General features: G+C 68.9%; 21 protein-coding genes, 2 rRNA genes and 2 pseudogenes. 13 read left to right on the top strand and 12 right to left on the bottom strand.

Annotation, left to right across the window (positions count from 1 at the left end; all coding sequences use genetic code 11):
• Positions 1-18: 18 nt before the first annotated feature.
• Complete coding sequence (gene pstB, locus ACIOHP_RS10165; RefSeq protein WP_361553606.1) at positions 19-795, top strand: phosphate ABC transporter ATP-binding protein PstB; 777 nt, start codon at positions 19-21, stop codon at positions 793-795.
• Between the two features lie 114 nt (positions 796-909).
• Here the strand turns inward: pstB and ACIOHP_RS10160 are convergent, their stop codons facing one another.
• The 3 genes from ACIOHP_RS10160 to ACIOHP_RS10150 all read right to left on the bottom strand — a co-directional run bounded on the left by ACIOHP_RS10160 (position 910) and on the right by ACIOHP_RS10150 (position 3056).
• Complete coding sequence (locus ACIOHP_RS10160; RefSeq protein ID WP_361553609.1) at positions 910-1332, bottom strand: hypothetical protein; 423 nt, start codon at positions 1330-1332, stop codon at positions 910-912.
• 99 nt (positions 1333-1431) lie between these two features.
• A complete protein-coding gene (locus ACIOHP_RS10155; RefSeq protein WP_401885336.1) occupies positions 1432-2430 on the bottom strand; it encodes an anion permease in 999 nt (332 codons plus the stop codon).
• A gap of 5 nt (positions 2431-2435) precedes the next feature.
• Entirely contained in the window at positions 2436-3056 is a 621-nt protein-coding gene (locus tag ACIOHP_RS10150) for a DUF47 domain-containing protein (protein ID WP_030043659.1), read from the bottom strand.
• 212 nt (positions 3057-3268) lie between these two features.
• Between ACIOHP_RS10150 and ACIOHP_RS10145 the strand changes: the two genes are divergently transcribed.
• Entirely contained in the window at positions 3269-3610 is a 342-nt protein-coding gene (locus tag ACIOHP_RS10145) for a metal-sensitive transcriptional regulator (protein WP_046262890.1), read from the top strand.
• 60 nt (positions 3611-3670) lie between these two features.
• On the opposite strand, the gene ACIOHP_RS10140 is transcribed toward ACIOHP_RS10145, so the two are convergent.
• Positions 3671-3850: a hypothetical protein gene (locus ACIOHP_RS10140; RefSeq protein ID WP_046262891.1), complete on the bottom strand. Its 180-nt coding sequence runs from the start codon at positions 3848-3850 to the stop codon at positions 3671-3673.
• A 97-nt stretch (positions 3851-3947) separates the two neighbouring features.
• On the bottom strand, positions 3948-4790 hold the full coding sequence (locus ACIOHP_RS10135; protein ID WP_401885333.1) for a hypothetical protein: 843 nt from the start codon (positions 4788-4790) through the stop codon (positions 3948-3950).
• 381 nt (positions 4791-5171) lie between these two features.
• On the opposite strand from ACIOHP_RS10135, the gene ACIOHP_RS10130 reads away from it, so the two are divergent.
• Positions 5172-6734, top strand: coding sequence for an FAD-binding oxidoreductase (locus tag ACIOHP_RS10130; protein WP_401885331.1), 1563 nt, complete (start codon positions 5172-5174; stop codon positions 6732-6734).
• A gap of 26 nt (positions 6735-6760) precedes the next feature.
• Here ACIOHP_RS10130 and ACIOHP_RS10125 read toward each other — a convergent pair whose 3' ends face one another.
• The 4 genes from ACIOHP_RS10125 to ACIOHP_RS10110 form a co-directional block, all read right to left on the bottom strand.
• The gene (locus ACIOHP_RS10125; protein ID WP_361553623.1) at positions 6761-7465 is read right to left on the bottom strand and encodes a phosphatase PAP2 family protein; all 705 of its coding nucleotides are present in this window, start codon (positions 7463-7465) and stop codon (positions 6761-6763) included.
• Between the two features lie 197 nt (positions 7466-7662).
• Positions 7663-8670 (bottom strand): NlpC/P60 family protein, encoded by a 1008-nt coding sequence (locus ACIOHP_RS10120; RefSeq protein WP_401886389.1) that lies wholly within the window; start codon positions 8668-8670, stop codon positions 7663-7665.
• Between the two features lie 68 nt (positions 8671-8738).
• Positions 8739-9455, bottom strand: coding sequence for a trypsin-like peptidase domain-containing protein (locus ACIOHP_RS10115; RefSeq protein WP_401885323.1), 717 nt, complete (start codon positions 9453-9455; stop codon positions 8739-8741).
• 287 nt (positions 9456-9742) lie between these two features.
• Positions 9743-10660: an oxidoreductase gene (locus ACIOHP_RS10110; protein ID WP_401885319.1), complete on the bottom strand. Its 918-nt coding sequence runs from the start codon at positions 10658-10660 to the stop codon at positions 9743-9745.
• A gap of 89 nt (positions 10661-10749) precedes the next feature.
• Here ACIOHP_RS10110 and ACIOHP_RS10105 point away from each other — a divergent pair, with 89 nt between their 5' ends.
• From ACIOHP_RS10105 to ACIOHP_RS10070, 8 genes are all read left to right on the top strand, one after another.
• Positions 10750-11355 (top strand): TetR/AcrR family transcriptional regulator, encoded by a 606-nt coding sequence (locus ACIOHP_RS10105; protein WP_361553632.1) that lies wholly within the window; start codon positions 10750-10752, stop codon positions 11353-11355.
• A gap of 245 nt (positions 11356-11600) precedes the next feature.
• Positions 11601-12950, top strand: a complete 1350-nt coding sequence (locus ACIOHP_RS10100; protein ID WP_401885316.1) for a peptidase S8 — start codon at positions 11601-11603, stop codon at positions 12948-12950.
• A gap of 351 nt (positions 12951-13301) precedes the next feature.
• Positions 13302-13610 carry a hypothetical protein gene (locus ACIOHP_RS10095; protein WP_046262904.1) on the top strand — a complete coding sequence of 103 codons (309 nt, stop codon included), beginning with the start codon at positions 13302-13304 and terminating at the stop codon, positions 13608-13610.
• Between the two features lie 186 nt (positions 13611-13796).
• On the top strand, positions 13797-14597 hold the full coding sequence (locus tag ACIOHP_RS10090) for a hypothetical protein (RefSeq protein WP_401885311.1): 801 nt from the start codon (positions 13797-13799) through the stop codon (positions 14595-14597).
• Entirely contained in the window at positions 14587-15903 is a 1317-nt protein-coding gene (locus ACIOHP_RS10085) for a hypothetical protein (RefSeq protein ID WP_401885304.1), read from the top strand. The genes ACIOHP_RS10090 and ACIOHP_RS10085 overlap by 11 nt, the downstream gene beginning before the upstream one ends.
• Positions 15900-17459, top strand: coding sequence for an SCO6880 family protein (locus ACIOHP_RS10080; protein ID WP_361553645.1), 1560 nt, complete (start codon positions 15900-15902; stop codon positions 17457-17459). Before ACIOHP_RS10085 ends, ACIOHP_RS10080 begins: the two co-directional genes overlap by 4 nt.
• A gap of 13 nt (positions 17460-17472) precedes the next feature.
• Entirely contained in the window at positions 17473-18885 is a 1413-nt protein-coding gene (locus ACIOHP_RS10075) for an ATP-binding protein (RefSeq protein ID WP_351687759.1), read from the top strand.
• A 17-nt stretch (positions 18886-18902) separates the two neighbouring features.
• Positions 18903-20330, top strand: coding sequence for a TraM recognition domain-containing protein (locus ACIOHP_RS10070; protein WP_401886387.1), 1428 nt, complete (start codon positions 18903-18905; stop codon positions 20328-20330).
• A gap of 66 nt (positions 20331-20396) precedes the next feature.
• Here ACIOHP_RS10070 and ACIOHP_RS10065 read toward each other — a convergent pair whose 3' ends face one another.
• Positions 20397-20960 carry a GNAT family N-acetyltransferase gene (locus ACIOHP_RS10065; RefSeq protein WP_401885296.1) on the bottom strand — a complete coding sequence of 188 codons (564 nt, stop codon included), beginning with the start codon at positions 20958-20960 and terminating at the stop codon, positions 20397-20399.
• 95 nt (positions 20961-21055) lie between these two features.
• On the opposite strand from ACIOHP_RS10065, the pseudogene ACIOHP_RS10060 reads away from it, so the two are divergent.
• Both ACIOHP_RS10060 and ACIOHP_RS10055 read left to right on the top strand, forming a co-directional pair.
• Positions 21056-21592 (top strand): annotated as a pseudogene (locus tag ACIOHP_RS10060) (histidine kinase); the annotation flags it as partial.
• Positions 21571-21648, top strand: a pseudogene (locus ACIOHP_RS10055) (DNA-binding response regulator); the annotation flags it as partial. The pseudogenes ACIOHP_RS10060 and ACIOHP_RS10055, both read left to right, overlap by 22 nt.
• Positions 21649-21690: 42 nt before the next feature.
• On the opposite strand, the gene rrf reads toward ACIOHP_RS10055, so the two are convergent.
• Together rrf and ACIOHP_RS10045 are read right to left on the bottom strand one after the other, a co-directional pair.
• A 5S ribosomal RNA gene (gene rrf, locus ACIOHP_RS10050) occupies positions 21691-21807 on the bottom strand.
• A gap of 95 nt (positions 21808-21902) precedes the next feature.
• A 23S ribosomal RNA gene (locus ACIOHP_RS10045) occupies positions 21903-21975 on the bottom strand; the annotation flags it as partial.

Genomic DNA, 21975 nt, shown 5'->3' with positions numbered 1-21975 from the left:
CCTGGAAGTGACGTAATCATGGCCAAGCGAATCGACGTAAGCGGACTGACCGCCTACTACGGCTCCCACAAGGCGATCGAGGACATCTCGATGACCGTCGAGCCCCGCTCGGTGACGGCCTTCATCGGCCCCTCCGGCTGCGGCAAGTCGACGTTCCTGCGCACCCTGAACCGGATGCACGAGGTCACCCCCGGCGGCCGCGTCGAGGGCAAGGTGCTCCTGGACGACGAGGACCTGTACGGCAGCGGCATCGACCCCGTGTCGGTGCGCCGCGAGGTCGGCATGGTCTTCCAGCGCCCGAACCCGTTCCCCACGATGTCGATCTTCGACAACGTGGCGGCGGGCCTGCGCCTGAACGGCTCGTACAAGAAGGCCCAGCTCTCGGACATCGTGGAGAAGTCCCTCAAGGGCGCGAACCTCTGGAACGAGGTCAAGGACCGCCTGAACAAGCCGGGCTCGGGCCTGTCCGGCGGTCAGCAGCAGCGTCTGTGCATCGCCCGCGCGATCGCGGTCGAGCCGAACGTCCTGCTGATGGACGAGCCCTGCTCGGCCCTGGACCCCATCTCCACCCTGGCGATCGAGGACCTGATCGGCGAGCTGAAGGAGCGCTTCACGATCGTCATCGTGACGCACAACATGCAGCAGGCCGCCCGCGTCTCGGACCGCACGGCGTTCTTCAACCTCGCGGCCGTCGGCCAGCCCGGCAAGCTGATCGAGATCGACGACACGGAGCGCATCTTCTCCAACCCGTCGGTCCAGGCCACGGAGGACTACATCTCGGGCCGCTTCGGCTAGACCGGCACCCGCTGAAGACCCCTCGCGGTGCTGCATGGCGGTGCCACCGCGAGGACGAAAAAGGGCCCGCCCCCTGCTTCAACAGGGGGCGGGCCCGTTTCGTACGGCCGGCGGTTACGCGACGCCGTCGGCGTAGGCCGTCTTCCAGCCGCTGCACGTGGCCGAGACCACGTTGCCGTCGTTGCGCAGACAGACCCTGATGTAGAGCGTGGCCGACTCGGCGAAGTCCTCGTCGGACGGCACGCACGTGTTGAAGCCGTTGCCGTTGTACTTGGAGTGGACCGTGCCGGAGCTGCCGACCTTCCAGTACCCGACGACACCGGCACCGTCGGTCGAGTTGTCGCAGATGTGGAACGAGTCGTCGTCCGTGTAGAAGGCCTCCGAGCCCGCGGCCGCCGCGTAGTCACCGGACCTGTAGGTCGACACGCTGTAGATCTCGGTGGCCGCGGAGGCCGGCGCGGCCACGTAGAGCATGGTGGCCGCCGCGGCACCCACCGCTCCCGCACCGGACAGCAGACGCCTGCTGAGAGTGTTCACGAGAATTCCCCCTTCGAACACGCGTTCATAGAACAGGTGATCCAAAGGTCTCACGAAGGGGACGGGAGTGTCGGGTGTTTTTCAACTACTTGACCACGCTCACAGGAACGCCAGGTTCACGACACCGAACACACACGCGGCGACCAGCGCCGCCGCCGGCATGGTGATGAACCAGCCCAGGATGATGTTCTTCGCGACACCCCACCGCACGGCGTTCACCCGCTTCGTCGCCCCCACGCCCATGATCGCCGAGGTGATGACATGGGTCGTCGAGATCGGCGCGTGGAACATGAACGCGGTGGTGAACATGATCCCCGCGCCCGTGGTCTCCGCGGCGAAGCCCTGCGGCGGGTCCAGCTCGATGATCTTCCGCCCGAGGGTCCGCATGATCCGCCAGCCGCCCGCGTACGTGCCGAGCGACAGCATCACCGCACAGGCGATCTTGACCCACACCGGGATCGGGTCACCGGCCTGCTCGACATCGGCGATGACGAGCGCCATCACCACGATGCCCATCGTCTTCTGCGCGTCCTGCAGACCATGACCGAGGGCCATACCGGCCGCGGACACGGTCTGCGCGATCCGGAAACCGCGCTTGGCCTTGTGCGGGTTCGACTTCCGGAACATCCACATGATCGCGACCATCACCAGATAGCCGGTGACGAGACCGACGATCGGCGACAGGAACATCGGGATGACGACCTTGTCGAGCACCCCGGACCAGATCACGCCGATCCCGCCCGCGAGTGCCGCTCCCACCATGCCGCCGAACAGCGCGTGCGAGGACGACGAGGGCAGACCGAAGTACCAGGTGACCAGGTTCCAGACGATCGCGCCGACGAGGGCGGAGAAGAGGATCCACATCCCCCGGTTGCCCTGCGGGGTCTCGATCAGGCCCTCACTCACGGTCTTGGCGATCCCGCTGCCGAGGAACGCACCCGCGAGGTTCATCACGGCCGCCATGGCGAGCGCGGCCCGCGGGGTCAGCGCGCGCGTGGAGACCGAGGTCGCGATCGCGTTGGCCGAATCATGGAAACCATTGGTGTACGTGAAGCCGAGCGCGACGCCGATGGTCACGATCAGAGCGAAGGTGTCCACGTGGTTCAGGACTCCTTGACCGCGATGGTCTCCACGGTGTTGGCGACGTGTTCGAACGCGTCAGCCGCCTCTTCCAGCACGTCCACGATCTGCTTGAGCTTCAGCACCTCGATGGCCTCGTACTTGCCGTTGAAGAGCATGGCGAGCAGCTTGCGGTGGATCTGGTCGGCCTGGTTCTCCAGCCGGTTGACCTCGATCCAGTACTCGGTGAGGTTGTCCATGGTCCGCAGGTTCGGCATGGCCTCGGCGGTGAGCTCGGCGGCCCGCGCCAGCACCTCGATCTGCTGCTCGACGCCCTTGGGGAGTTCCTCGACGTTGTAGAGGACGACGAGGTCGACGGCCTCCTCCATGAAGTCCATGATGTCGTCGAGGGACGACGCGAGGTTGTAGATGTCCTCACGGTCGAACGGCGTGATGAACGAGGAGTTCAGCTGGTGGAAGATCGCATGCGTGGCATCGTCACCTGCGTGTTCCGCCGCCCGCATCCGCTCTGCGATCTCGGCCCGGCCGGCGGTGTCCGCCCCGAGCAGTTCCATGAGGAGCTTCGAGCCCGTGACGATGTTGTCCGCGGATGCGGCGAACATGTCGTAGAAGCTCGTCTCCCTGGGGGTCAGACGAAAGCGCACAAGGGGTCCTCGGGGTGCATGGGTTTCGGTCAGGCTGATGCTAAGTGCATCATCCGGCCACGGCTAATGGGCCGTCCCCCAGTGTCGCCCATCAGGCAGAGTGGTCGGCACGGGGGCCTTCCGCAGGCCCTATACCCGCCAAAGTTGGGTACGATATACCCAGTAGGGGTATATGTGTGCCCTCAGATTGGCCCGCAGATGTGGAGGACGCCATGACGACCACCGAGGCCGGCGCGGAAGTGCCCTCCGCGGAGACGGACCACGACCACGGAGTGCACGGCTACCACAAGCAGAAGGACGAGCACCTCAAGCGCCTGCGCCGCATCGAGGGCCAGATCCGCGGCCTTCAGCGCATGGTGGACGAGGACGTCTACTGCATCGACATACTCACGCAGGTGTCCGCCTCCACCAAGGCCCTGCAGTCCTTCGCGCTGCAACTGCTGGAGGAACACCTGCGGCACTGCGTCGCGGACGCGGCCCTCAAGGGCGGCGAGGAGATCGACGCCAAGGTGGAAGAGGCGACCAAGGCGATCGGCCGGCTGCTGCGAACCTGAGACGGACGCGGACGCCGGGCTGACAGGACCGACGGGACCGAGGGGACGCCCCCGGGCGGCTCACGCGCCGGAGGCGTCCTCGCGCTCCTGGGCCACTTTCAGCACCTCGTCGATGCTCTCAAGGCTGAGCCTGTCCTCGTGGGCGGCCGAGGCCGCGATGATCAGGTCTCCGCACAGCTCGATCTCGGCGAGGGCCACGTGGTCCTGAACTGCCGTACCGCCGACCGGAGCCACGTGCATCACCTCTTCTCTGCCGTTACCGCTTCCTAGAGTAGGGAGCGGCCTACGCACCGCGCATGGCACGGACGGGCTAGTTCTTGACGCCCGTCACGGCTGCTCACTCCTCGGCGATCTTCCCGGCGTAGATGTCGTCGTCGTCCGGAAGCCGTACGTCGACGGCGACCCCGAAGTCGTAGAGCAAGGTCGTGGAGGCGACCGCCACGGTCCCCTCCTGCTGCCCGTTGACGAAGCTGAACCGGTGCCGGACCTTGCGGATCCGCCCGTCGCCGTCGAGGTAGACGTCGAAGGGGACCCGGGCCGTGGCGAACCCTTTCGCCGCCGCGCCGAGGGCGGACCTGTTCCCGGCGGAGGCGTCCCGGGCGGCGACGGTGAGATCCGCGACCCCCCGGTAGTGCGACACCTGCGTCCCCGCGACCTCGGTCTTCCCGACATAGGCCGCGGACCGCGTCCCCCGCAACAACTCGGCGGCGGCGAACGGGTCGGTGGCGCCCCCGGTGACGAGATTCCCGTCCGACAGCGATGCGGTCTCGACCCGCACCCATTTGTCGGAGGGCACCCCGGCACCGCGGTTCTTCATGAACAGCGCACCGGGAGCGAGCAGTTCGGTGATGGGCCGATGCCCGCTGGTCCCGGCGGGATCCTGCGGCAGCTGCACCTTCAGCTCCCCGATCCGGCGCCGGTAGTCATAGATCCCCTCCCCGCGAATGGTGACGCGGGTCCCCCCGGTCGCCATCTCCATGGAGGTCCGGGCCTTGGAACTCCGCGCCTCCACAAGCCGGTCGGCGGCAACGCGCACCACCTCGACGGCGTCACCCGAGCTCCGCCCGTCCTCGGCGGCGACCCCGCTCCCCGCACACCCCGCGGCCCCGGCGCAGAAGACGGCCACGACCCCCGCCACAACACCGACCCCGCCCGTCCGCCTCTGCTGCCGCTCCGCCATCGCCTGCCTCCGTCACGGACCCCCTGTCCGTTCCGCTAACGACGACCATGCGGAGCCCGTCACGCGCATACGAGCCCTTTACCCGGGCTCGGTAACGTTGTCGCCGTGGCACACCAGGACAGGGTCCCCCCGCCCCGCGACTCCCCTGAACACCTGACGACAACAGTCGACCAGGGCCCCTTCTGCACAGCCCGCTGCACCTGCGGCTGGCGCGGCCCGGCACGAAGAGCAAGAAGCCAGGCAAGAACAGACGCAAAACACCACACAGAGACGTAACAGCACGCCTCTCGACGCCGGTCCGTGTCCTTGTTCTTCAGCCCGTCACGATGGAACCCCCGACCCCACCACCTCGTCTCGTTCCACGAACCCCCAGGAGGCGACATGGAACGGCGTACGTTCATCGGCGGCGGCGTAGCCGCCATCGCCGCGGCGACCGCGACCGCGTGCAATGGCGACGACAAAGCCGACGCAGCGCAGACGGCCACCGCCGGCACGTCCGCACGTACGTCGACCAGAACCGGCACCACCGCCACCGCCCCCGCGGACTGGACCGCCCTCGCCCGCGACCTCGACGGCACCCTCGTCCGCCCGGGCGACACGAACTGGCCCACCGCCCACCAGCTCTACAACACCCGCTTCGACAACCTGAAGCCCGCGGCGGTCGCGTACGTCGCCCACGCGGAAGACATCCGCACCGCCCTCGCCTACGCCCGAGCCCATCACCTCCACATCGCGATCCGCAACGGCGGCCACTCCTACGCCGGCTGGTCCTCCGGCAACAACCGCCTGATCGTCGACGTCTCGAAGCTCAACAAGGTCCGCGGCAGCGGCGGTACAGCGGTGGTCGGCGCCGGATCGAAACTCATCGACGTCTACCGCGCGCTGACCGCGAAGGGCGTCACCATCCCCGCCGGCTCCTGCCCCACCGTCGGCGTCTCCGGACTCACCCTCGGCGGCGGCCACGGAGTCGTCTCCCGCGCCTACGGCCTGACCTGCGACAGCCTCACCCAGGCGACACTGATCACGGCGGACGGCAAGCAGCTCACCGCGAACGCGACCGAGAACAAGGACCTCTTCTGGGCGCTGCGCGGCGCGGGCAACGGCAACTTCGGCGTCGTCACCGAGCTGCGCTTCAAGACCCACCCGGCACCCCAGGCGGTGAAGGCGTATCTGTCCTGGCCGTGGGCGAAGGCCGCCGCCGTGACCAAGGCCTGGCAGGAGTGGGGCCCGGCCCAGCCCGACGAGATCTGGTCGTCCCTGCACCTGGCGGGCACCTCCGGCGGCTACACCACGGTCTCCGTCGCCGCCTTCTCCCTAGGTACCTACGGCGAACTCCAGAACGCCGTGGACCGCCTGGCCGACAGGATCGGCGCCCCCGCGACCAGCGTCTCCCTCAAGCGCCTCTCGTACGAGGACGCGATGGAGGTCTACGCCGGCTGCTCCTCCTTCACCACGGACGCCCAGTGCCACCTGCCCGGCAAGACCCCGGGCCGGTCCCCGCAGGGCGCGCTCGGCCGGGAGACGTACGCCGCGAAGTCGGACTTCTTCGACCGCTCCCTGTCCACGGCCGGCATCCAGGCGATGCTCAGGCAGCTGGAGTCGGTACGCGGCGGGGCCGGCGACATCGCCCTCACGGCCCTGGGCGGCGCCGTCAACCGTGTCTCCCCGACGGCCACGGCGTTCGTCCACCGCCGTTCCCGCATGCTGGCCCAGTACATCGCCGCCTGGAAGGCGGGCACGCCGGGCACGGCCGCCCAGTCCTGGCTGACCCAGGCCCACAACGCGATGAAGCCCTACGCGTCGGGCGCGGCCTACCAGAACTACACCGACCCGTCTCTGACGGACTGGCGCAAGGCGTACTACGGAGACGCGGCGACCAGGCTCGCGGCCCTGAAGAAGCAGTACGACCCGAAGGGCTTCTTCACGTTCCCGCAGGCCCTCTAGGGCACCTCCGGGGCCTGTTGGGCGGATCAGGCGGCGAGGTCGCGCTCCTCGGCGCCCGTTTCCTTCCGGGCGCCGGGGATCAGGGCGTCCTGACCGTCGTAGGACTTCCCCCGTGCCCGGATCAGCCATCCCGCGCGCGGCGACCGCTCGATTGCCTTCATCAGCGGGGTGAGCAGGGCCATGGCCAGCGGGGACAGCAGCAGGGCCACGGCGGTGCCGAGGGCGAAGCCGCCGATGACGTCGGTCGGGTAGTGCACGCCCATGTAGACCCGGCAGAAGCCCTCGAGCAGGGCGAGGCCGATGCCGAAGAAGCCGAACTTCCGGTTGGCGACGAACAGTCCGACCGCCATGGCCATGGTGATCGTGGCGTGGTCGCTCACGAAGGAGTAGTCGGTCTTGCCGGAGACCAGGACCTCGAGTCCCTCGTGCTGGAGGAACGGCCGGGGCCGCTCCACGAATCCTCGAATCGGCACGTTGACCAGCACGGCGACACCGGCCGCGAGCGGCGCCCAGACCAGTGCGGCCACGGACGAGGGTGCCTCCGCGCCGCCCCGCTTGCGCACGGACAGCCAGCACCACAGCACGAGCAGCACGGTGGCCAGGAGAATCCCGTACTCACCGACGTACTCCATGACCCGGTCGAACCACACGGGTGCGTCCTTGGCCAGGCCGTTGATGTCGTAGAGCAGGTCGACGTCGGGGTTCGACCCGGATGCGGCGAGTCCAGCCATGGTGCTGCGGCCCCTTCGTCGGCTCTCCCGGCGCGCAGAGGTCGCGCGCCGCTGTTCCACCCCCGTGGTGTGTAGATCGCTACGAGAACAGGAACGCACGGTCCCCGTTAATACGTTCCACCCTCCACTGAATGATCACGCAGACGTTATCGAAGAGAGACACATCGCTGCAGCTCAGGGGGCAGGTTCACAGGCTGTCAGACCGTCGTGGGGAGCGCTTTCGCGCCATCTTCGGTGACGCGTGTGGCTCCGAAGTAGTCGGGGGTGTCGATCGGGTCGAACCGGATCACAGCACCTGTTCTCGGGGCGTCGATCATGTATCCGCCGCCGACATAAATCCCCACATGCCGGATGGCCCGGGAGTTGGTGAGGTCGTCCGAGAAGAAGACGAGATCGCCGGGGAGCAGCTCGTCCCTGGCCGGATGCTGACCCGCGTTCCACTGGTCGTTGGCGACGCGGGGCAGCGTGATCCCGACACTCTCGTACGCGGCCTTCGTCAGCCCCGAGCAGTCGAACCGGCCACCGTCCTGAGCAGTACCGTCACCGCCCCAGAGGTAGGGCGTGCCGAGCTTCTTCTGCGCGTAGTAGATGGCTCCGGCGGCCTGCTTGGAGGGGTCCACACGCGTGACGGGAGCGGCGAAGCTCTCCTCCAGCGTCGTGATCGTCTTCACGTAGTTCTGGGTCTCCTTGTACGGCGGCACACCCCCGTACTTGATCACCGCGTAGGCGCCCGCGTTGTAGGACGCGAGCATGTTCTTCGTGGCGTCCCCGGGGACGTCCTTCACGTACGAGGCGAGGGTGCAGTCGTACTTCGCGGCCGACGGAATCGCGTCATTCGGATCCCATACGTCGCGGTCGCCGTCCCCGTCGCCGTCGATCCCGTGCGTGGCCCAGGTCCCGGGGATGAATTGCGCTATCCCCTGCGCGGCCGCGGCGCTCTGCGCCTTCGGGTTGAACCCGCTCTCCTGGTAGAGCTGGGCGGCGAGCAGCGCCGGGTTGATCGCGGTGCAGAGATTGCCCCACTTCTGCACGAGGTTCTGATAGGCGGCCGGGACGGACCCCTTGGCCAGCGCCTTCGTGGCTCCGCCGACCCCGTTGGCGAGGTTCCCGGCGACGACGTACACACCGACGACGAGCAGCATCACGAAGCTGAGCCCCGCCCCGAGGACGGCACCCCCCACGAGCCATGCCTTACGCACCGTCAACCGCCCCTCGCTGCCCCGGAGTCCGACGCCCACGTCAGTTTAGGGGCGCCTTCGTCGTTCTGGGGTGATCATGCGGAAGGAGACTCCGTCGCGTCCCGGTACAGTCGCGCGGCCTCCCGCCCGAGCACCACGCTGTACGAGATGCCGGCGGTCGCCCCGCCCTGCTCGTGCCCGCCGAGCACCCCGACGACCTCCCCGTCCCCGTTGACCCACGGGCTGCCGCTGGTGCCGCCGCTGAACCCTGGGCAGTCGACGCGTTGTTGCGTACGGCTGTGCGCGACCGGCTTGTCGGCGCAGCGGACCGGCGTCTCGCGGGAGCCGGGATAGCCGGTGACCGTGACACCGGTGGCACCGGTCGCGGTACCGGTGGTGAAGCGGTTCCCCCCGACGAGGTCCTCGACGCCCTCGCCCCGCCGCCCGGCCACGGTCGCGAACGCCACGTCACTGTCCTCGTCCCACGCGTCGGGCAGAAACCGTCTGGTGATGCGCCACTTCCCGTACGGCGCCCTGCCGTTTCGGTAGCCCGGCGCGAACACGAGGTCGTCCGTGTCACCGTCCAGGCAGTGTGCGGCGGTGACGACGAGATCCCGGTGCGGGCTGTGCACGACGGACGCGGTACAGAAGTGCCGCCCGCCGGCGAACAGCGCCCCCACGCGCACGGTCTCCGCGGTCGCGGCGGCGGTGACGGTGACCCCGAAAGGGCCGGGGCCGTCGTCGGCGGCCGCCTCGGAGGCGGAGGTGACGGCGAGGAGTACGAGGACGGCGTAGAGAGGCGTGCGCTTCATCGGAACGCAGCCTTCCGCACGAAGGTGAGAACCGGGTCAGGCGCGCGTCAAGGGACGTCTACCCGGACACCAACCCTGGCAGCGTTCTCCTCCGCGCAGCTGAACCGGCTGCGGCTGGAACCCCCGGTCGTCCTCCACGCCGACGTCGAGGCTCTCAACGCCCGGTTCGCGCAACTCCGGCGGCTCGCCCGGGAGGCCCCGCCTCCGACGCGGGCGTCACCGTCACGGGCACGTGGATCAACGCAACGGCGGGAATGTTCGCCGGCTGACGACCGGCCGGGCAGCGCCTAGCCGGGTCGTACGGCCGTCTCCAGCGGGAACCGCGTCCCCGTCAGCTCCTCCGACACCGTCCACAGCCGCCTCGCCGTCGCCGGGTCGCTCGCCGCGGGTGAGCGGCCCACCAGGGTCGGGGCGCCCCGCATCTCGCCGAACCCGTCCGGGCCGACGTAGCTCGCGCCGGGCAGGTCCTGCGTCGCCGCGTACAGCGTCGGCAGGGTGCCCGCCTTGTCATCCTGGGCCAGGAACCTGTTGCCGAACTTCATGAAGACCCGGGCCGCCGGACTCGCCGCGTGGCTCTGGAGGTTGGTGGCCGAGTAGCCGGGGTGGGCGGCGAGGGCGCGGACCGCGGAGCCCGACTGCGTCAGGCGGCGCTGGAGTTCCAGGGTGAACAGGAGGTTCGCCAGCTTCGACTGGGCGTAGGCCTGGTTGGGGTGGTAGCCGGTCGTCCAGTTCAGGTCGTCGAAGCGGATCCTGGCGTCGCCCCAGCGGTGGGCGCCCGAGGACACCGTCACCACCCGGTCCGTGAGGTACGGCAGCAGCAGGTTCGTGAGCGCGAAGTGGCCCAGGTGGTTCGTGCCGAACTGCATCTCGAAGCCGTCCGGCGTCCGCTGCTCCGGCACCATCATCACGCCGGCGTTGTTGATGAGGAGGTCCAGCGGACCGTCCCACGCCGCCGCGAACTCCCGTACGGACGACAGGTCCGCCAGGTCCAGGCGCCGCACCTCCACGCTGCCGTTCACCGTCCGCGCCGCCGCCTCACCGCGCCGCGGGTCCCGTACGGCGAACACCACGTGCGCGCCCGCCCCGGTCAGCGCGGCCGCGGCGGTGAGGCCGATACCGCTGTTGGCGCCGGTGATCACGGCGGTGCGGCCGGTCAGGTCGGGGAGGTGGGTCGCGTTCCACGCGTGCTTGCTCTTGTCAGCCATGCCCTCAAAGTAGGCGACGCCAACAATGCTGTCAATGACAACAATGATGGCGATGCCAACAATAGTGACGGCGCCTACATCGGGATACGATGGCGTCCATGCCGTCCGAGACCCGCCCCTACCACCACGGAGACCTCCGCTCCGCCCTGCTCGCGAGCGCGGAGCGCACCCTGCGCGACAGGGGCGTGGCCTCACTCTCCCTGCGCGAACTGGCCCGCGACATCGGCGTCAGCCACGCCGCCCCGGGACGGCATTTCAAGGACAAGCAGGCCCTGCTCAACGCCCTGGCCCTCGACGGCTACGAACGGCTGACCCGGGCGCTCGACGCCGCCGACGACCCCGCCCTGCCGCTGGAACCCCGGTTCACGGCTCTCGCCCGGGCCTATCTGGCCTTCTCCCTGGAGAACGCCGAGCTCCTGGAGCTCATGTACGCCCGCAAGCACGACCCCGAGGCGTCCGAGCAGATGGCCGTCGCCGTCGGCCGCACGGTGGGAGCCCTCGAGCAGATCATCTCGGACGCCCAGCAGCGCGGCGAGATCGTCCAGGGGGACCCCGGCCGCCTCACCCTCGCCCTGGGCGCCACCCTGCACGGCACCGCCATGTTCGCGGCCACCGACAAGCTCGACCCGCAGGCAGCCCTCGACGGCATGCCCGAGCTCGTACATCTCCTGCTGCACGGCCTCAAGCCCAGGTGACCCTCCGGCAGTTGTGCGCAACGCGTGTGGATGGTCAAGCCGAGGCCATTCGGCGCCCATCACCCCGCCATTGATCAGTAACCCCCCAACCCCCTTCAGTAAGGCGGAAGTCAGGATTCCACCGCCCGTCTTGTTGTCACGTACTCAACAAGGGGATGGTCTACGCGGGTCGCCGCCCCCACCGGGAACCTCACCGGTGGTCCCCACCGCAGGCCTCTGCAACCCCACTCTCAGGAGGCTGTACGTTGCGTACGCCCAACACCCCCCACATATCCGGCAGATCGCGCCGGATCGGCACGGCCGCCACGACCACGGCCGCCCTCCTCCTCGCCGGACTCGGCATCGCGACCCACGCCGACGCGGCCGCCCCCACGCCGCACAAGGTGAGCGCCCGGACCGTCGCCGCACAGGTCGCCAAGGCCCATGTGCAGTACGAGAGCGCGTGCGCCACGACCCCGAAGAAGGGCTACGCCGCCTGCAACGCGCTCCGTGTCACCGGCGGCACCACCGCCTACATGGAGAAGCAGGCCGCGCTCAAGGGCGCGACCCCCAAGACCGTCAAGCCGAACGCCACCTCGGCCACACCGACCGGCTACGGCCCGAGCGACCTCCAGGACGCCTACGGCCTGACCGCCGCCTCCTCCTCGAACGGCTCCGGCGAGACCATCGCCATCGTCGACGCCTACGACGACCCCAACGCCGCCGCGGACCTGGCCACCTACCGCTCCTACTACGGCCTCCCCGCCTGCACCGTCGCCAACGGCTGCTTCAAGAAGGTCTCCCAGACCGGCTCCACGACCTCCCTCCCCACCGCCGACAGCGGCTGGGCCGGTGAGATCTCCCTCGACCTCGACATGGTCTCCGCCATCGCTCCGAACGCCAAGATCCTTCTGGTCGAGGCGAGTTCGTCGAGCATGGCCAACCTGGGCAAGGCGGTGAACGAGGCCGTCGCCCTGGGCGCCAAGTTCGTCTCCAACTCCTACGGCGGCTCCGAGTCCTCCTCGGACACCTCCTACGACTCCTCCTACTTCAACCACCCGGGCGTCGCCATCACCGTCTCCGCGGGCGACGAGGCCTACGGCGCCGAGTACCCGGCCGGCTCGAAGTACGTGACCTCGGTCGGCGGCACCAAGCTCTCCACGTCCTCCACCACCCGCGGCTGGACCGAGAGCGTCTGGAAGACCAGCAGCACCGAGGGCACCGGCTCCGGCTGCTCCGCGTACGACGCCAAGCCCAGCTGGCAGACCGACACCGGCTGCACCAAGCGCATGATCTCCGACGTCTCCGCCGTCGCCGACCCGGCCACCGGTGTCTCCGTCTACGACTCCTACGGCTCCGACGGCACCGGCTGGAACACCTACGGCGGCACCAGCGCCTCGGCCCCGATCATCGCCTCCGTGTACGCCCTGGCCGGCACGCCGTCCAGCAGCTCCTACCCGGCACAGTTCCCCTACGAGGACACCTCCGCCCTCAACGACGTGACCTCCGGCAACAACGGCACCTGCTCCACGAGCTACTTCTGCACCGCCGCCTCGGGCTACGACGGCCCGACCGGCCTGGGCACCCCGCAGGGAGTGAGCGCCTTCACAGGCTGACGCTCAGTCACCACCCAGACGGGCCGCGGCACCAGCCGCGGCCCGTTCGTCATGCCGGTCCCGTGCGGAGATAGCCTTCACCCGCAGAACATGGGTGCACTCGGGTGCCACCAGCACACCAGATGCCGAGAAGAGGTCAACGACGGAACCACACGAAGGTTCCGCTCCGACCTCATTGCCCGGCGTGACCAGCCGTGATACACAGAGTGACCGGGCAGTGCATTCGTACGAAACCCGCCAATCAATGACGCCAAGTCGACATCCGGCAGCAGAATTGTCGGCGAGAATGAGGCCTGACCTCTGCGCACCTGCAGGGGGAAGCGGAACTACCCACCAGGGGCGGTGACTTACATGCTCTTTGCGGCCGACAAGGGAGACATCAACACCATCATCGGCGGGATCGCTCCGGACTGGGGCCCCTTCGGGGCGCTGGGCACGGAAGCGAAGACGATGATCCAGGTCGTCATGGCGGTCGCCATCATGCTCTGCCTCGGCATCGCCATCTGGGGCGCCGCGAAGCAACGCATCGGCGCGACGGCCCTCCGTGACACCTTCAGCGCGGAACAGGGCAAGGGCCTGATCATCGCCGGCCTCACCGGGGTCTTCATCATCGGCTCACTCGGCACGCTGTTCACCATCGTGTACGGCATGGCCGTCTAGCAGGCGTTCCTCCAGTCCCCCGGGCACGCCCGGTCGTACCCCTCCACCCCACCCGCCCGTCGTGCCCACCGACTGAGGTTGCGTTTCCCTGATGCCGAGTCACCACACCGCGCCCGCGCGGGAACCAGCACGGCTACCGTCGTACTCCTACGTGTTTCCGCACGACGTAGAGGGGGCGTACGCGGCATGAGTCCCGGTGACGAACACGACACCTCCGGCGGCTACGGGGGCTCCGGCCAGACCCGCACGCGCATGCCGGACGACGTGTACGGCGGCGCGCGTCCCCGCGCCCGCTCGTCGTCACGCAGCCTGGTCACGGTGGTCGGCGTGGTCGTCCTCCTCATCGCCGCGATCGCCTTCGCGAACCGCGGAGGAGACGACTCCTCATCGAAAACCGGCGCCAGCGACAAGCCCGAGGTGTCCACCACGGCGGCAAGCGGGACGAAGCCGGTGGCTGCGGGGTTCGCGCACGATGCGCAGGGGGCGCAGAGCGCGGCGGCGAATTACGCGGTAGCGCTGGGTTCGGACGGCATGTTCAACACGTCCCGGCGACACGAGATCGTGCAAGACGTCGCTGACCCCACTTCCCTCGACCGGCTCCAGTCCGGCTTCGACGCGGACTATTCGGCGGGGTTCCTGAAGAAGATCGGTCTCAGCGAGGACGGCAGCGCCCCTACAGGCAGCACATTCGTCAACCGCACGCTGCCGGCAGGAACCAAGGTCACGTCCTTCAGCAACAGCGCGGCCACCGTCGAGGTCTGGTGCAACGGCCTCTTCGGACTCACCGGCCAGAGCTCGACCAACCCCGTGACCAGCAACTGGTTCACCGTGACCATGAAGCTGAACTGGAGCGGTGGCGACTGGAAGGTCCTCGAGACCAGCCAGAAGACCGGACCCACCCCGGTCACGGGCGACAACCCCGTGTCCGGCGCAGATGAGATCGGCAAGGCGGTCGAGGAGTTCGGAGGCTTCACGTATGCCCGGTAGCCCGCACCGCGCACTCAAGCTCACCGGTTTGGTGGCCGCAGCTCAAGCAACCACCGTGCTGCTGGCCACACGTGCTTTCGCCGCACCCACACCGAGCCCGACGCCGACGCCGAGCGACGATCCATGCTCGCTGATTGCCGGCCCTGCCAAGAAGTACTGCGAACGCGGCAGCGGCTCCGAAGGGGCCGGCGGAACCACCATCGACCCCACCTCCACCCTCGACCCCCTCTCCTCCCTCGCCAAGGGCTGTGCCGACGCCGCCGCATGGACCGTCGACAAGCTCAGCGAGGCCGTGAAGGACACCGCGAACGTCGACTTCACGAACCCCAAGTTCCTCCAGCAGTACGCGGTCGTCTTCGCGGCGTCGACGATTCTGACGCTGCTGCTGTGGCTGCTGGCCGTGGCCAAGCGAGCCGTCCGTGGCGCACCCCTCACCACGGCCATCTCCGAAGCGATCGGGTTCCTCTGGCTGACCGTGCTGGCGTCGGCCTTCACCCCCCTGATCCTGTACACGGTCGTCTCGGCCACCGACGGCGTCACCGAGGTCCTCGCGAAGACCACCGGCGACCAGACGGACACGTTCTTCGGCACCTTCTCCGGCGCCCTGGAGAAGGGCGAGGACATCGGCGGCGGCCCGATCATGCTGATCGTGGTGTCCCTCGTCTCCATCCTCGCCGCCGGCGTCCTCTGGCTGGAACTGGTCATCAGGGCCGCGCTCCTCTACGTCGGCGCCCTCCTCGGCACCGTCGTCTACGCGGGCCTGGTCGACAAGAACCTGTGGGGCCACGTCCGCCGCTGGGCGGGCATCATGATCGCGGTCATCCTGGTCAAGCCGGTCATCGTGATCGTCCTGGGGCTGGCCGGCGCGCTGTCCGCCGACGACGGTCCGGACGCCTTCTCCGCCGTGGTCTCCGGCCTGGCCATCATCCTGCTCGCCATCTTCGCCAGCGCGATGATCTACCGCTTCGTCCCCGGCTTCGGCGACGAGATCGCGGGCTCCCGCAACAACCGCATCATGCAGGGCGCCGAAGGAAAGGCGGCCGCGGTCATCAGCTCCCCCGCGACCCTCGTCGCCCAGGGCATCAAGACCCACAGCACCAGGGCCGACAACAACGGCGGCGGCAACGGTTCGAGCGGCGCCCGCCCCTCCAACCCCGCCTCCGGCGGCGTCGCCGCCCACAGCGCCCGCACCCCGAACGGTGGCGGCGGCGGATCTGTCCCCTCCGCCGCACCCCAGCCCCGTTCGAGCAACGCGGTCAACACCCCGCACGCCAGCAACAACCGCACAGGAGGTGACGGGCGTTGACGACCGAGTCCCACGTGTCCCACGCGGTCACACCCCGCCGTACCTATCTCATCGGCCGCGCCCGGCCGAACGCGATCGTCGGCCGCAACCGTGAGACCGGCGAGATCGCGCTGATCATCGCCGGCGCGTTCCTCGGCATGATGTGCGGGCTCCTCGTCCCCGTCCTGGCCTTGCGCATCGTGCTGCTGATGGGCTTCCCACTGATCGCCCTGATGGCGGTCTACGTGCCGTACAAGCACCGCACGTTCTACAAGTGGTTCGAGATCAACCGCAGTTACAAGCGGTCCCTGAAGCGCGGGACCGTCTACCGCTCCGGCGTCATGGAGGCCGGCATCAGGGCCGACGGCCTGGAGGTCGAGATCGGCCCGCCGCCCGGCATCGGCCGTATCACCTGGCTCGCCGCACCCTTCGGCCCCGACGAGATCGCCGTACTCCTGCACGCGGACCGCCGCACCGTCACCGCCGCCATCGAGATCGAGGGCCCCGGCGTCGGCCTGCGCGACTCCGAGGACCAGGAAGCCCTCGTCGACCGCTTCGGCACCCTGCTCAAGCACGTCGCCAACGGGGACGGCTTCGTCACCCGCCTCCAGATGCTGGCCCGCACCCTCCCCGCCGACCCCGACGCCCACGCCAAGGACGTCGCCGTCCGCGGGGACGAGAGGGCACCGGGATGGCTCCAGCAGTCGTACGACCAACTCCAGTCCATGGTGTCGACGAGCAGCGAGCAGCACCGCGCCTACCTCGTCGCCTGCATGCACTTCACCCGCGAACTCGCCGCCGAGGCCCACACCATGGCCCGCGCCGCGCGCCCCCAGTCCGGCCGCAAACTGGACCGCGACGCGGGCCTCGCGGTCGTGATGGCACGTGAACTCACCGACATCTGCTCGCGGTTGCAGGAGGCCGACATCCGCGTACGGCAACCGCTGGGCCAGGGCCGTCTCGCCTCGCTCATCCACTCCATGTACGACCCGGACCACCCCATCGACCACATCCAGGCGATGAGCAAGCGCAACTCCTGGCCGGCCGAGCTGGACGCCATGGAGCCGACGTATCTCCAGGCGAAGACCCGGGAGTCCAGCACCCGCGCGCCCTGGTGCCATGCGACGGCCTGGGTGAAGGAATGGCCGATGACCCCCGTCGGGGTCAACTTCCTCGCCCCCCTCCTCGTCCACACCCCGGACGTCATCCGCACGGTCGCCGTCACCATGGACCTCGAACCCACCGAGGTCGCCATCGAGCGCATGCTGACCGAGAAGACGAACGACGAGGCGGAAGCCTCCCGCCAGGCCAAGATGAACCGCACCGTCGACCCGCGCGACATCGCCTCCCACAACCGTCTCGACCAGCGCGGCGAAGACCTCGCGAGCGGCGCGGCCGGCGTCAACCTGGTCGGTTACATCACCGTCTCCTCCCGCAATCCCGACGCCCTGGCCCGCGACAAGCGGACCATCCGGGCCTCGGCCGGAAAGTCGTACCTGAAGCTCGAATGGTGCGACCGCGAACACCACCGCGCGTTCGTGAACACGCTCCCGTTCGCCACCGGCATCCGAAGGTAGGGGCTGAGCTCAGATGCGGGACCCGCTGTCCGTCCTCACCGACGCCTTCACGTCCTTCCTCTTCGGCAAGGTCGAGACGACCCGCCTGCCCGTCCGCACCTCCACCGGCCAGGCCCAGGCGGTCTACCTGCCCACGGCCGCACCGGGGCTCGGCGACTCCGGCGTGATCATCGGCCGCGAGGTGTACTCCGGGAAGGGCTACATCTACGACCCCTTCCAGCTGTACGGCCAGCAGCTCCCGGCACCTCACTGGCTGGTCCTCGGCGAGTCCGGCAACGGCAAGTCGGCGCTGGAGAAGACATACGTCCTGCGCCAACTGCGCTTCCGCGACCGGCAGGTCGTCGTTCTCGACGCACAGGGCGAGGACGGGGTCGGCGAATGGAACCTCATCGCCCAGGAGTTGGGGATAACTCCTATCCGCCTCGACCCGATGGCCGCCCTGGACATGGGGATCCGGCTGAACCCCCTCGACCCCGCGATCACGACGACCGGCCAGCTCGCGCTGCTCCGGACCATCATCGAGGTCGCGCTGGGCCACGGACTCGACGAGCGCTCCGGCTTCGCCCTGAAGGTCGCGCACGCCTACGTCAACGAGACGATCGTCGAACGCCAGCCGATCCTCACGGACATCGTGGAGCAGCTGCGGCACCCCGAGCCGGAGTCGGCCGAGGCGATGAACGTCGACATAGAGGACGTACGCGCCTGGGGCCTGGACGTCGCGCTGGTCCTGGACCGTCTGGTCGACGGTGACCTGCGCGGCATGTTCGACGGCCCCACGACGGTCGGCATCGACCTGGACGCCCCGCTCATCGTCTTCGACCTGTCGCACATCGACCGCAACTCCATCGCCATGCCCATCCTCATGGCGATCGTCGGCGTGTGGCTGGAGCACACCTGGATCCGCCCCGACCGGAAGAAGCGCATCTTCCTGGTCGAGGAGGCCTGGCACATCATCAACAGCCCCTTCGTGGCCCAGCTGTTCCAGCGGCTGCTGAAGTTCGGCCGACGGCTCGGCCTGTCCTTCGTGGCGGTCGTCCACCACCTGTCCGACGTGGTGGACGGAGCCGCGGCGAAGGAGGCGGCGGCGATCCTGAAGATGGCGTCCACGAGGACGATCTACGCCCAGAAGGCGGACGAGGCCAGAATGACGGGCCGGGTGCTGGGTCTGCCACGCTGGGCGGTCGAGATCATCCCCTCGCTGACACCGGGCATCGCGGTGTGGGACGTCAACGGCAACGTCCAGGTGGTCAAACACCTGATCACCGAGACGGAGCGCCCACTGGTCTTCACCGACCGCGCGATGACCGAGTCCTCCGAGGACCACCTCGCGGACGACGCCCTGCGCGCGGCCGAGCTGGAGGCCGAGGAGCGGGCGGCGGCCTTCATGGAACAGCACATGGGCGACTCCGAGTCGACGGTGGCGTAGGCGGGAGGCGTGCCATGGTGAGACCTGACGATCGCCGCGGGCAGGGAGGTCAGGGAGGCGTCCCTGACGGGCTGTTGGTCGGCATACTCGCCTTCCTCCTCGGCATGACCCTGATGGTCTGGTCGGCTACCGGTCTGGCGGGCCTGTTCGCCCACGGCAGCTGGCCCCAGGGCGTCACCTTCGCCCGTACGCCCATGGCGATGCGCCAGCTCATCGGCCAGCCCCAGGACATCCCGGGCGCCTGGCCGGAGACCCCGGCCGGGCAGCTCTCCGGGTACGGGCTGTTCTGGGGGCTGGTCATCGGGCAGCTGATGATCCTGATCGTGCTCACCGTGTTCGTCCTGGGGACGGTGGCCCGCTGGAAGGCGGTACGGCGGGCACGGCGGACGGAGGTGCCGGTCGCGGTCGTCGAACAGCCGCCGGCGGCTCCGGAGCCCGTCGTCGAGGCGGTCACGCACCACGAGGTCCCGACACCGCGGGCAGAGCCGGAGCCTCCCCCGGCGGTGGCGGTGCCCGCACGGGTGGAGAAGGTTCTCGTGGCCCCCAGGGAGGACCGCCAGGCCTCCGCCACCCAGGCCGTCCGCGACGCCGAGGGCGCCATCCTCATCGTCACCTCGAACCCCGCCGTCTGGTCCGACACCAAGGACGCCCGCACCAAGCTGGGCCCGGTCCACCTCTACGACCCCGCCCATCTCTGCGACACCCCGGCCCGCCTCCACTGGTCCCCCACGACGGGCTGCGAGGAGAAGCAGACGGCGACCGCGAGGGCCCACGCCCTCCTCGCGCCGGTCCGCCCCACCGCGAAGATCGACCAGGCGGTGGCCGACGTAGCGGAAACGCTCCTGCGGAGCTGTCTGCACGCCGCCGCCATCGACGGCCGCACCATCCGGCACGTCCACCGCTGGTCCCAGGGCACCCAGATCCAGGACGCGGTCCGCATCCTCCGTACCAACCCCAAGGCCGCTCCCGGAGCGGCGGGCGAGCTCGAGGCCGCGCTCACCGCTTATCCCGAACGCCGGGACATCGCCCAGGAGTTGACCGGACGCGCGCTCTCCGCGCTCTTCACGGTCAACATCCGCGAGGCGTGCACTCCCAACCGAACTGATGCCCTTGCCTTGGATTCCTTCGTGGACGAAGGGGGCACGCTTTACGTGGTGGGGGAATCCATCGAGGACCCCAGGACCAATCCGGGCGCCATGCCACTCCTGACGGCGCTCGTCTCCAGCGTGGTCGAGCGTGGCCGGCGCATGGCCGAACGGTCATCCTCCGGTCGCCTCGACCCACCACTGACGCTCGTCCTGGACGATGTCGCCGCCGTGGCTCCGCTTCCCCAGCTCCCGGAGCTGCTGGCCACCGGGGCGGACCGGGGCCTGCCGACCCTGGCCCTGCTCCGCTCCCGGGAACAGGCGAGGGCCCGTTGGCCGCACGACGAACTGCCGGTATGACCGCACCCGTCGAGACCCGGCCCTGCTCCGGATCCGGCGCCTCCGGGGTTCCGGCCTTCTCCGGACTCAGGCCTTCTCCAGCACGAACTCCAACTCGCTCTCCCCCTCGTGCCCGTCCAACGGCACGGTCTTCCCGCTCGGCACGAACCCGACCTTGCGATAGAACCCCTGGGCCCGCGGATTGTCCTCGTGCACGATGAGCCGCACGGCCTCGACCCCACGCCCCCACGCCCACTCCAGGGCGGCGTCGAAGAGCGCCCCGGCCACCGCGCCGCCACGCCACTCGGGCCGCACGAACACCCCGACCACATGACCCTGGTTCCGCTCGACGGTGAACCCGGCCCAGTCGGTGCTCCCGGCCTCCTCCATCAGCACGACCACCGACCCGACCCACGTCCCGTCAGCCGCCTCGGCGACGAACTGCCGCGCCCCACCGAACTCCCCGGCGGCTCCGGCGGCCCGCTCCCGCCAGAAGGAGTCCGGACGGGTCAGGGCCATCTCGTACGTCTCCAGAAAGGCCACCGGCGCGGCCGGATCCCGCAGCGAGACCAGCCGCAGCTCCTTCACGGCAGGCCACTCATCAGCACGTATGGGCCGGACAACATACGAACCGGGCGTCGAGTCAGTCATGCCGTTCACCGTAATACCCGGGTACCAGACCCCTCACCTCATATAGGACCCGCAGGTGGACGCCCGGCACCCGGTCCACACCGGATCATCGGCCCATGGACCCCCTGCCGGAGGAGCGAACAGCCGAACCCCTCACCCAGTACGTCCAGCGCATCGCCGGCCAGGTGCGCGACTTCGACCGCCGCCACCCCCCCGCTCTGGGACCTCGCCCTCACCGGCTTCTGGCTGACAGCCCCCCTGATCGACTACGTCGGCGGCGGCGGCTGGGAGAGCGTGGCCCGCAACAAGGATGTCCCGGACGGCCTGCTCCTCACTCTGAGCCTCGGCCTCACGATCCCGCTCCTCTGGCGCCGCACCCACCCCCGAGCAGCCCTGCTGACCATGGCCCCGATGGCCTTCGCCAACGCCTTCACGGGCGCGGTCCTCCAGGCCGCCCTCCTCCAGCTGGTCCTCGTCTACAACATCGCCCCCGCCTGGAGACCGAACGCGACCAGCAGGCCCAGCTCGCCGCGGCCGCCGAACGCGCCCGCATAGCCCGCGAGATGCACGACATCATCGGCCACAACTCCTCCGTCTTCACCGGCCTCGCCGACGGCGGCCGCTACTCCGCCGCATCCTGGCGAAGACGGGCTCCAGGGACCGGATTCAGGCCGTGATCCTGGCGTACGAAACAAAGCTGGTGAAATAGAAAAAGGCCCACGCCTGGAGGCGTGGGCCTTTTCTAAAATTTGTTCGGCGGTGTCCTACTCTCCCACAGGGTCCCCCCTGCAGTACCATCGGCGCTGTAAGGCTTAGCTTCCGGGTTCGGAATGTAACCGGGCGTTTCCCTCACGCTATGACCACCGAAACACTATGAAACTGTCGAACTATGCCGCACCACACCCGATAATGGGTATGGGGCTGTTCGTGGTTTCAGAACCAACACAGTGGACGCGAGCAACTGAGGACAAGCCCTCGGCCTATTAGTACCGGTCACCTCCGCACGTTACCGTGCTTCCAGATCCGGCCTATCAAC

Origin of the sequence: Streptomyces sp. NPDC087859, assembly GCF_044742595.1 — a bacterium.
GTDB classification, from domain to species: domain Bacteria; phylum Actinomycetota; class Actinomycetes; order Streptomycetales; family Streptomycetaceae; genus Streptomyces; species Streptomyces canus_F.
This window is presented reverse-complemented; position numbering and strand designations above follow the sequence as displayed.

What these genes read in the sequence shown, in the direction of transcription:
- pstB (WP_361553606.1), top strand. Translation starts at nt 19, where the DNA reads ATGGCCAAGCGAATCGACGTAAGCGGACTGACCGCCTACTACGGCTCC.
- ACIOHP_RS10145 (WP_046262890.1), top strand. Translation starts at nt 3,269, where the DNA reads ATGACGACCACCGAGGCCGGCGCGGAAGTGCCCTCCGCGGAGACGGAC.
- ACIOHP_RS10140 (WP_046262891.1), bottom strand. Translation starts at nt 3,850, where the DNA reads ATGCACGTGGCTCCGGTCGGCGGTACGGCAGTTCAGGACCACGTGGCC.
- ACIOHP_RS10135 (WP_401885333.1), bottom strand. Translation starts at nt 4,790, where the DNA reads ATGGCGGAGCGGCAGCAGAGGCGGACGGGCGGGGTCGGTGTTGTGGCG.
- ACIOHP_RS10130 (WP_401885331.1), top strand. Translation starts at nt 5,172, where the DNA reads ATGGAACGGCGTACGTTCATCGGCGGCGGCGTAGCCGCCATCGCCGCG.
- ACIOHP_RS10125 (WP_361553623.1), bottom strand. Translation starts at nt 7,465, where the DNA reads ATGGCTGGACTCGCCGCATCCGGGTCGAACCCCGACGTCGACCTGCTC.
- ACIOHP_RS10115 (WP_401885323.1), bottom strand. Translation starts at nt 9,455, where the DNA reads ATGAAGCGCACGCCTCTCTACGCCGTCCTCGTACTCCTCGCCGTCACC.
- ACIOHP_RS10110 (WP_401885319.1), bottom strand. Translation starts at nt 10,660, where the DNA reads ATGGCTGACAAGAGCAAGCACGCGTGGAACGCGACCCACCTCCCCGAC.
- ACIOHP_RS10105 (WP_361553632.1), top strand. Translation starts at nt 10,750, where the DNA reads ATGGCGTCCATGCCGTCCGAGACCCGCCCCTACCACCACGGAGACCTC.
- ACIOHP_RS10095 (WP_046262904.1), top strand. Translation starts at nt 13,302, where the DNA reads ATGCTCTTTGCGGCCGACAAGGGAGACATCAACACCATCATCGGCGGG.
- ACIOHP_RS10090 (WP_401885311.1), top strand. Translation starts at nt 13,797, where the DNA reads ATGAGTCCCGGTGACGAACACGACACCTCCGGCGGCTACGGGGGCTCC.
- ACIOHP_RS10085 (WP_401885304.1), top strand. Translation starts at nt 14,587, where the DNA reads ATGCCCGGTAGCCCGCACCGCGCACTCAAGCTCACCGGTTTGGTGGCC.
- ACIOHP_RS10075 (WP_351687759.1), top strand. Translation starts at nt 17,473, where the DNA reads ATGCGGGACCCGCTGTCCGTCCTCACCGACGCCTTCACGTCCTTCCTC.
- ACIOHP_RS10065 (WP_401885296.1), bottom strand. Translation starts at nt 20,960, where the DNA reads ATGACTGACTCGACGCCCGGTTCGTATGTTGTCCGGCCCATACGTGCT.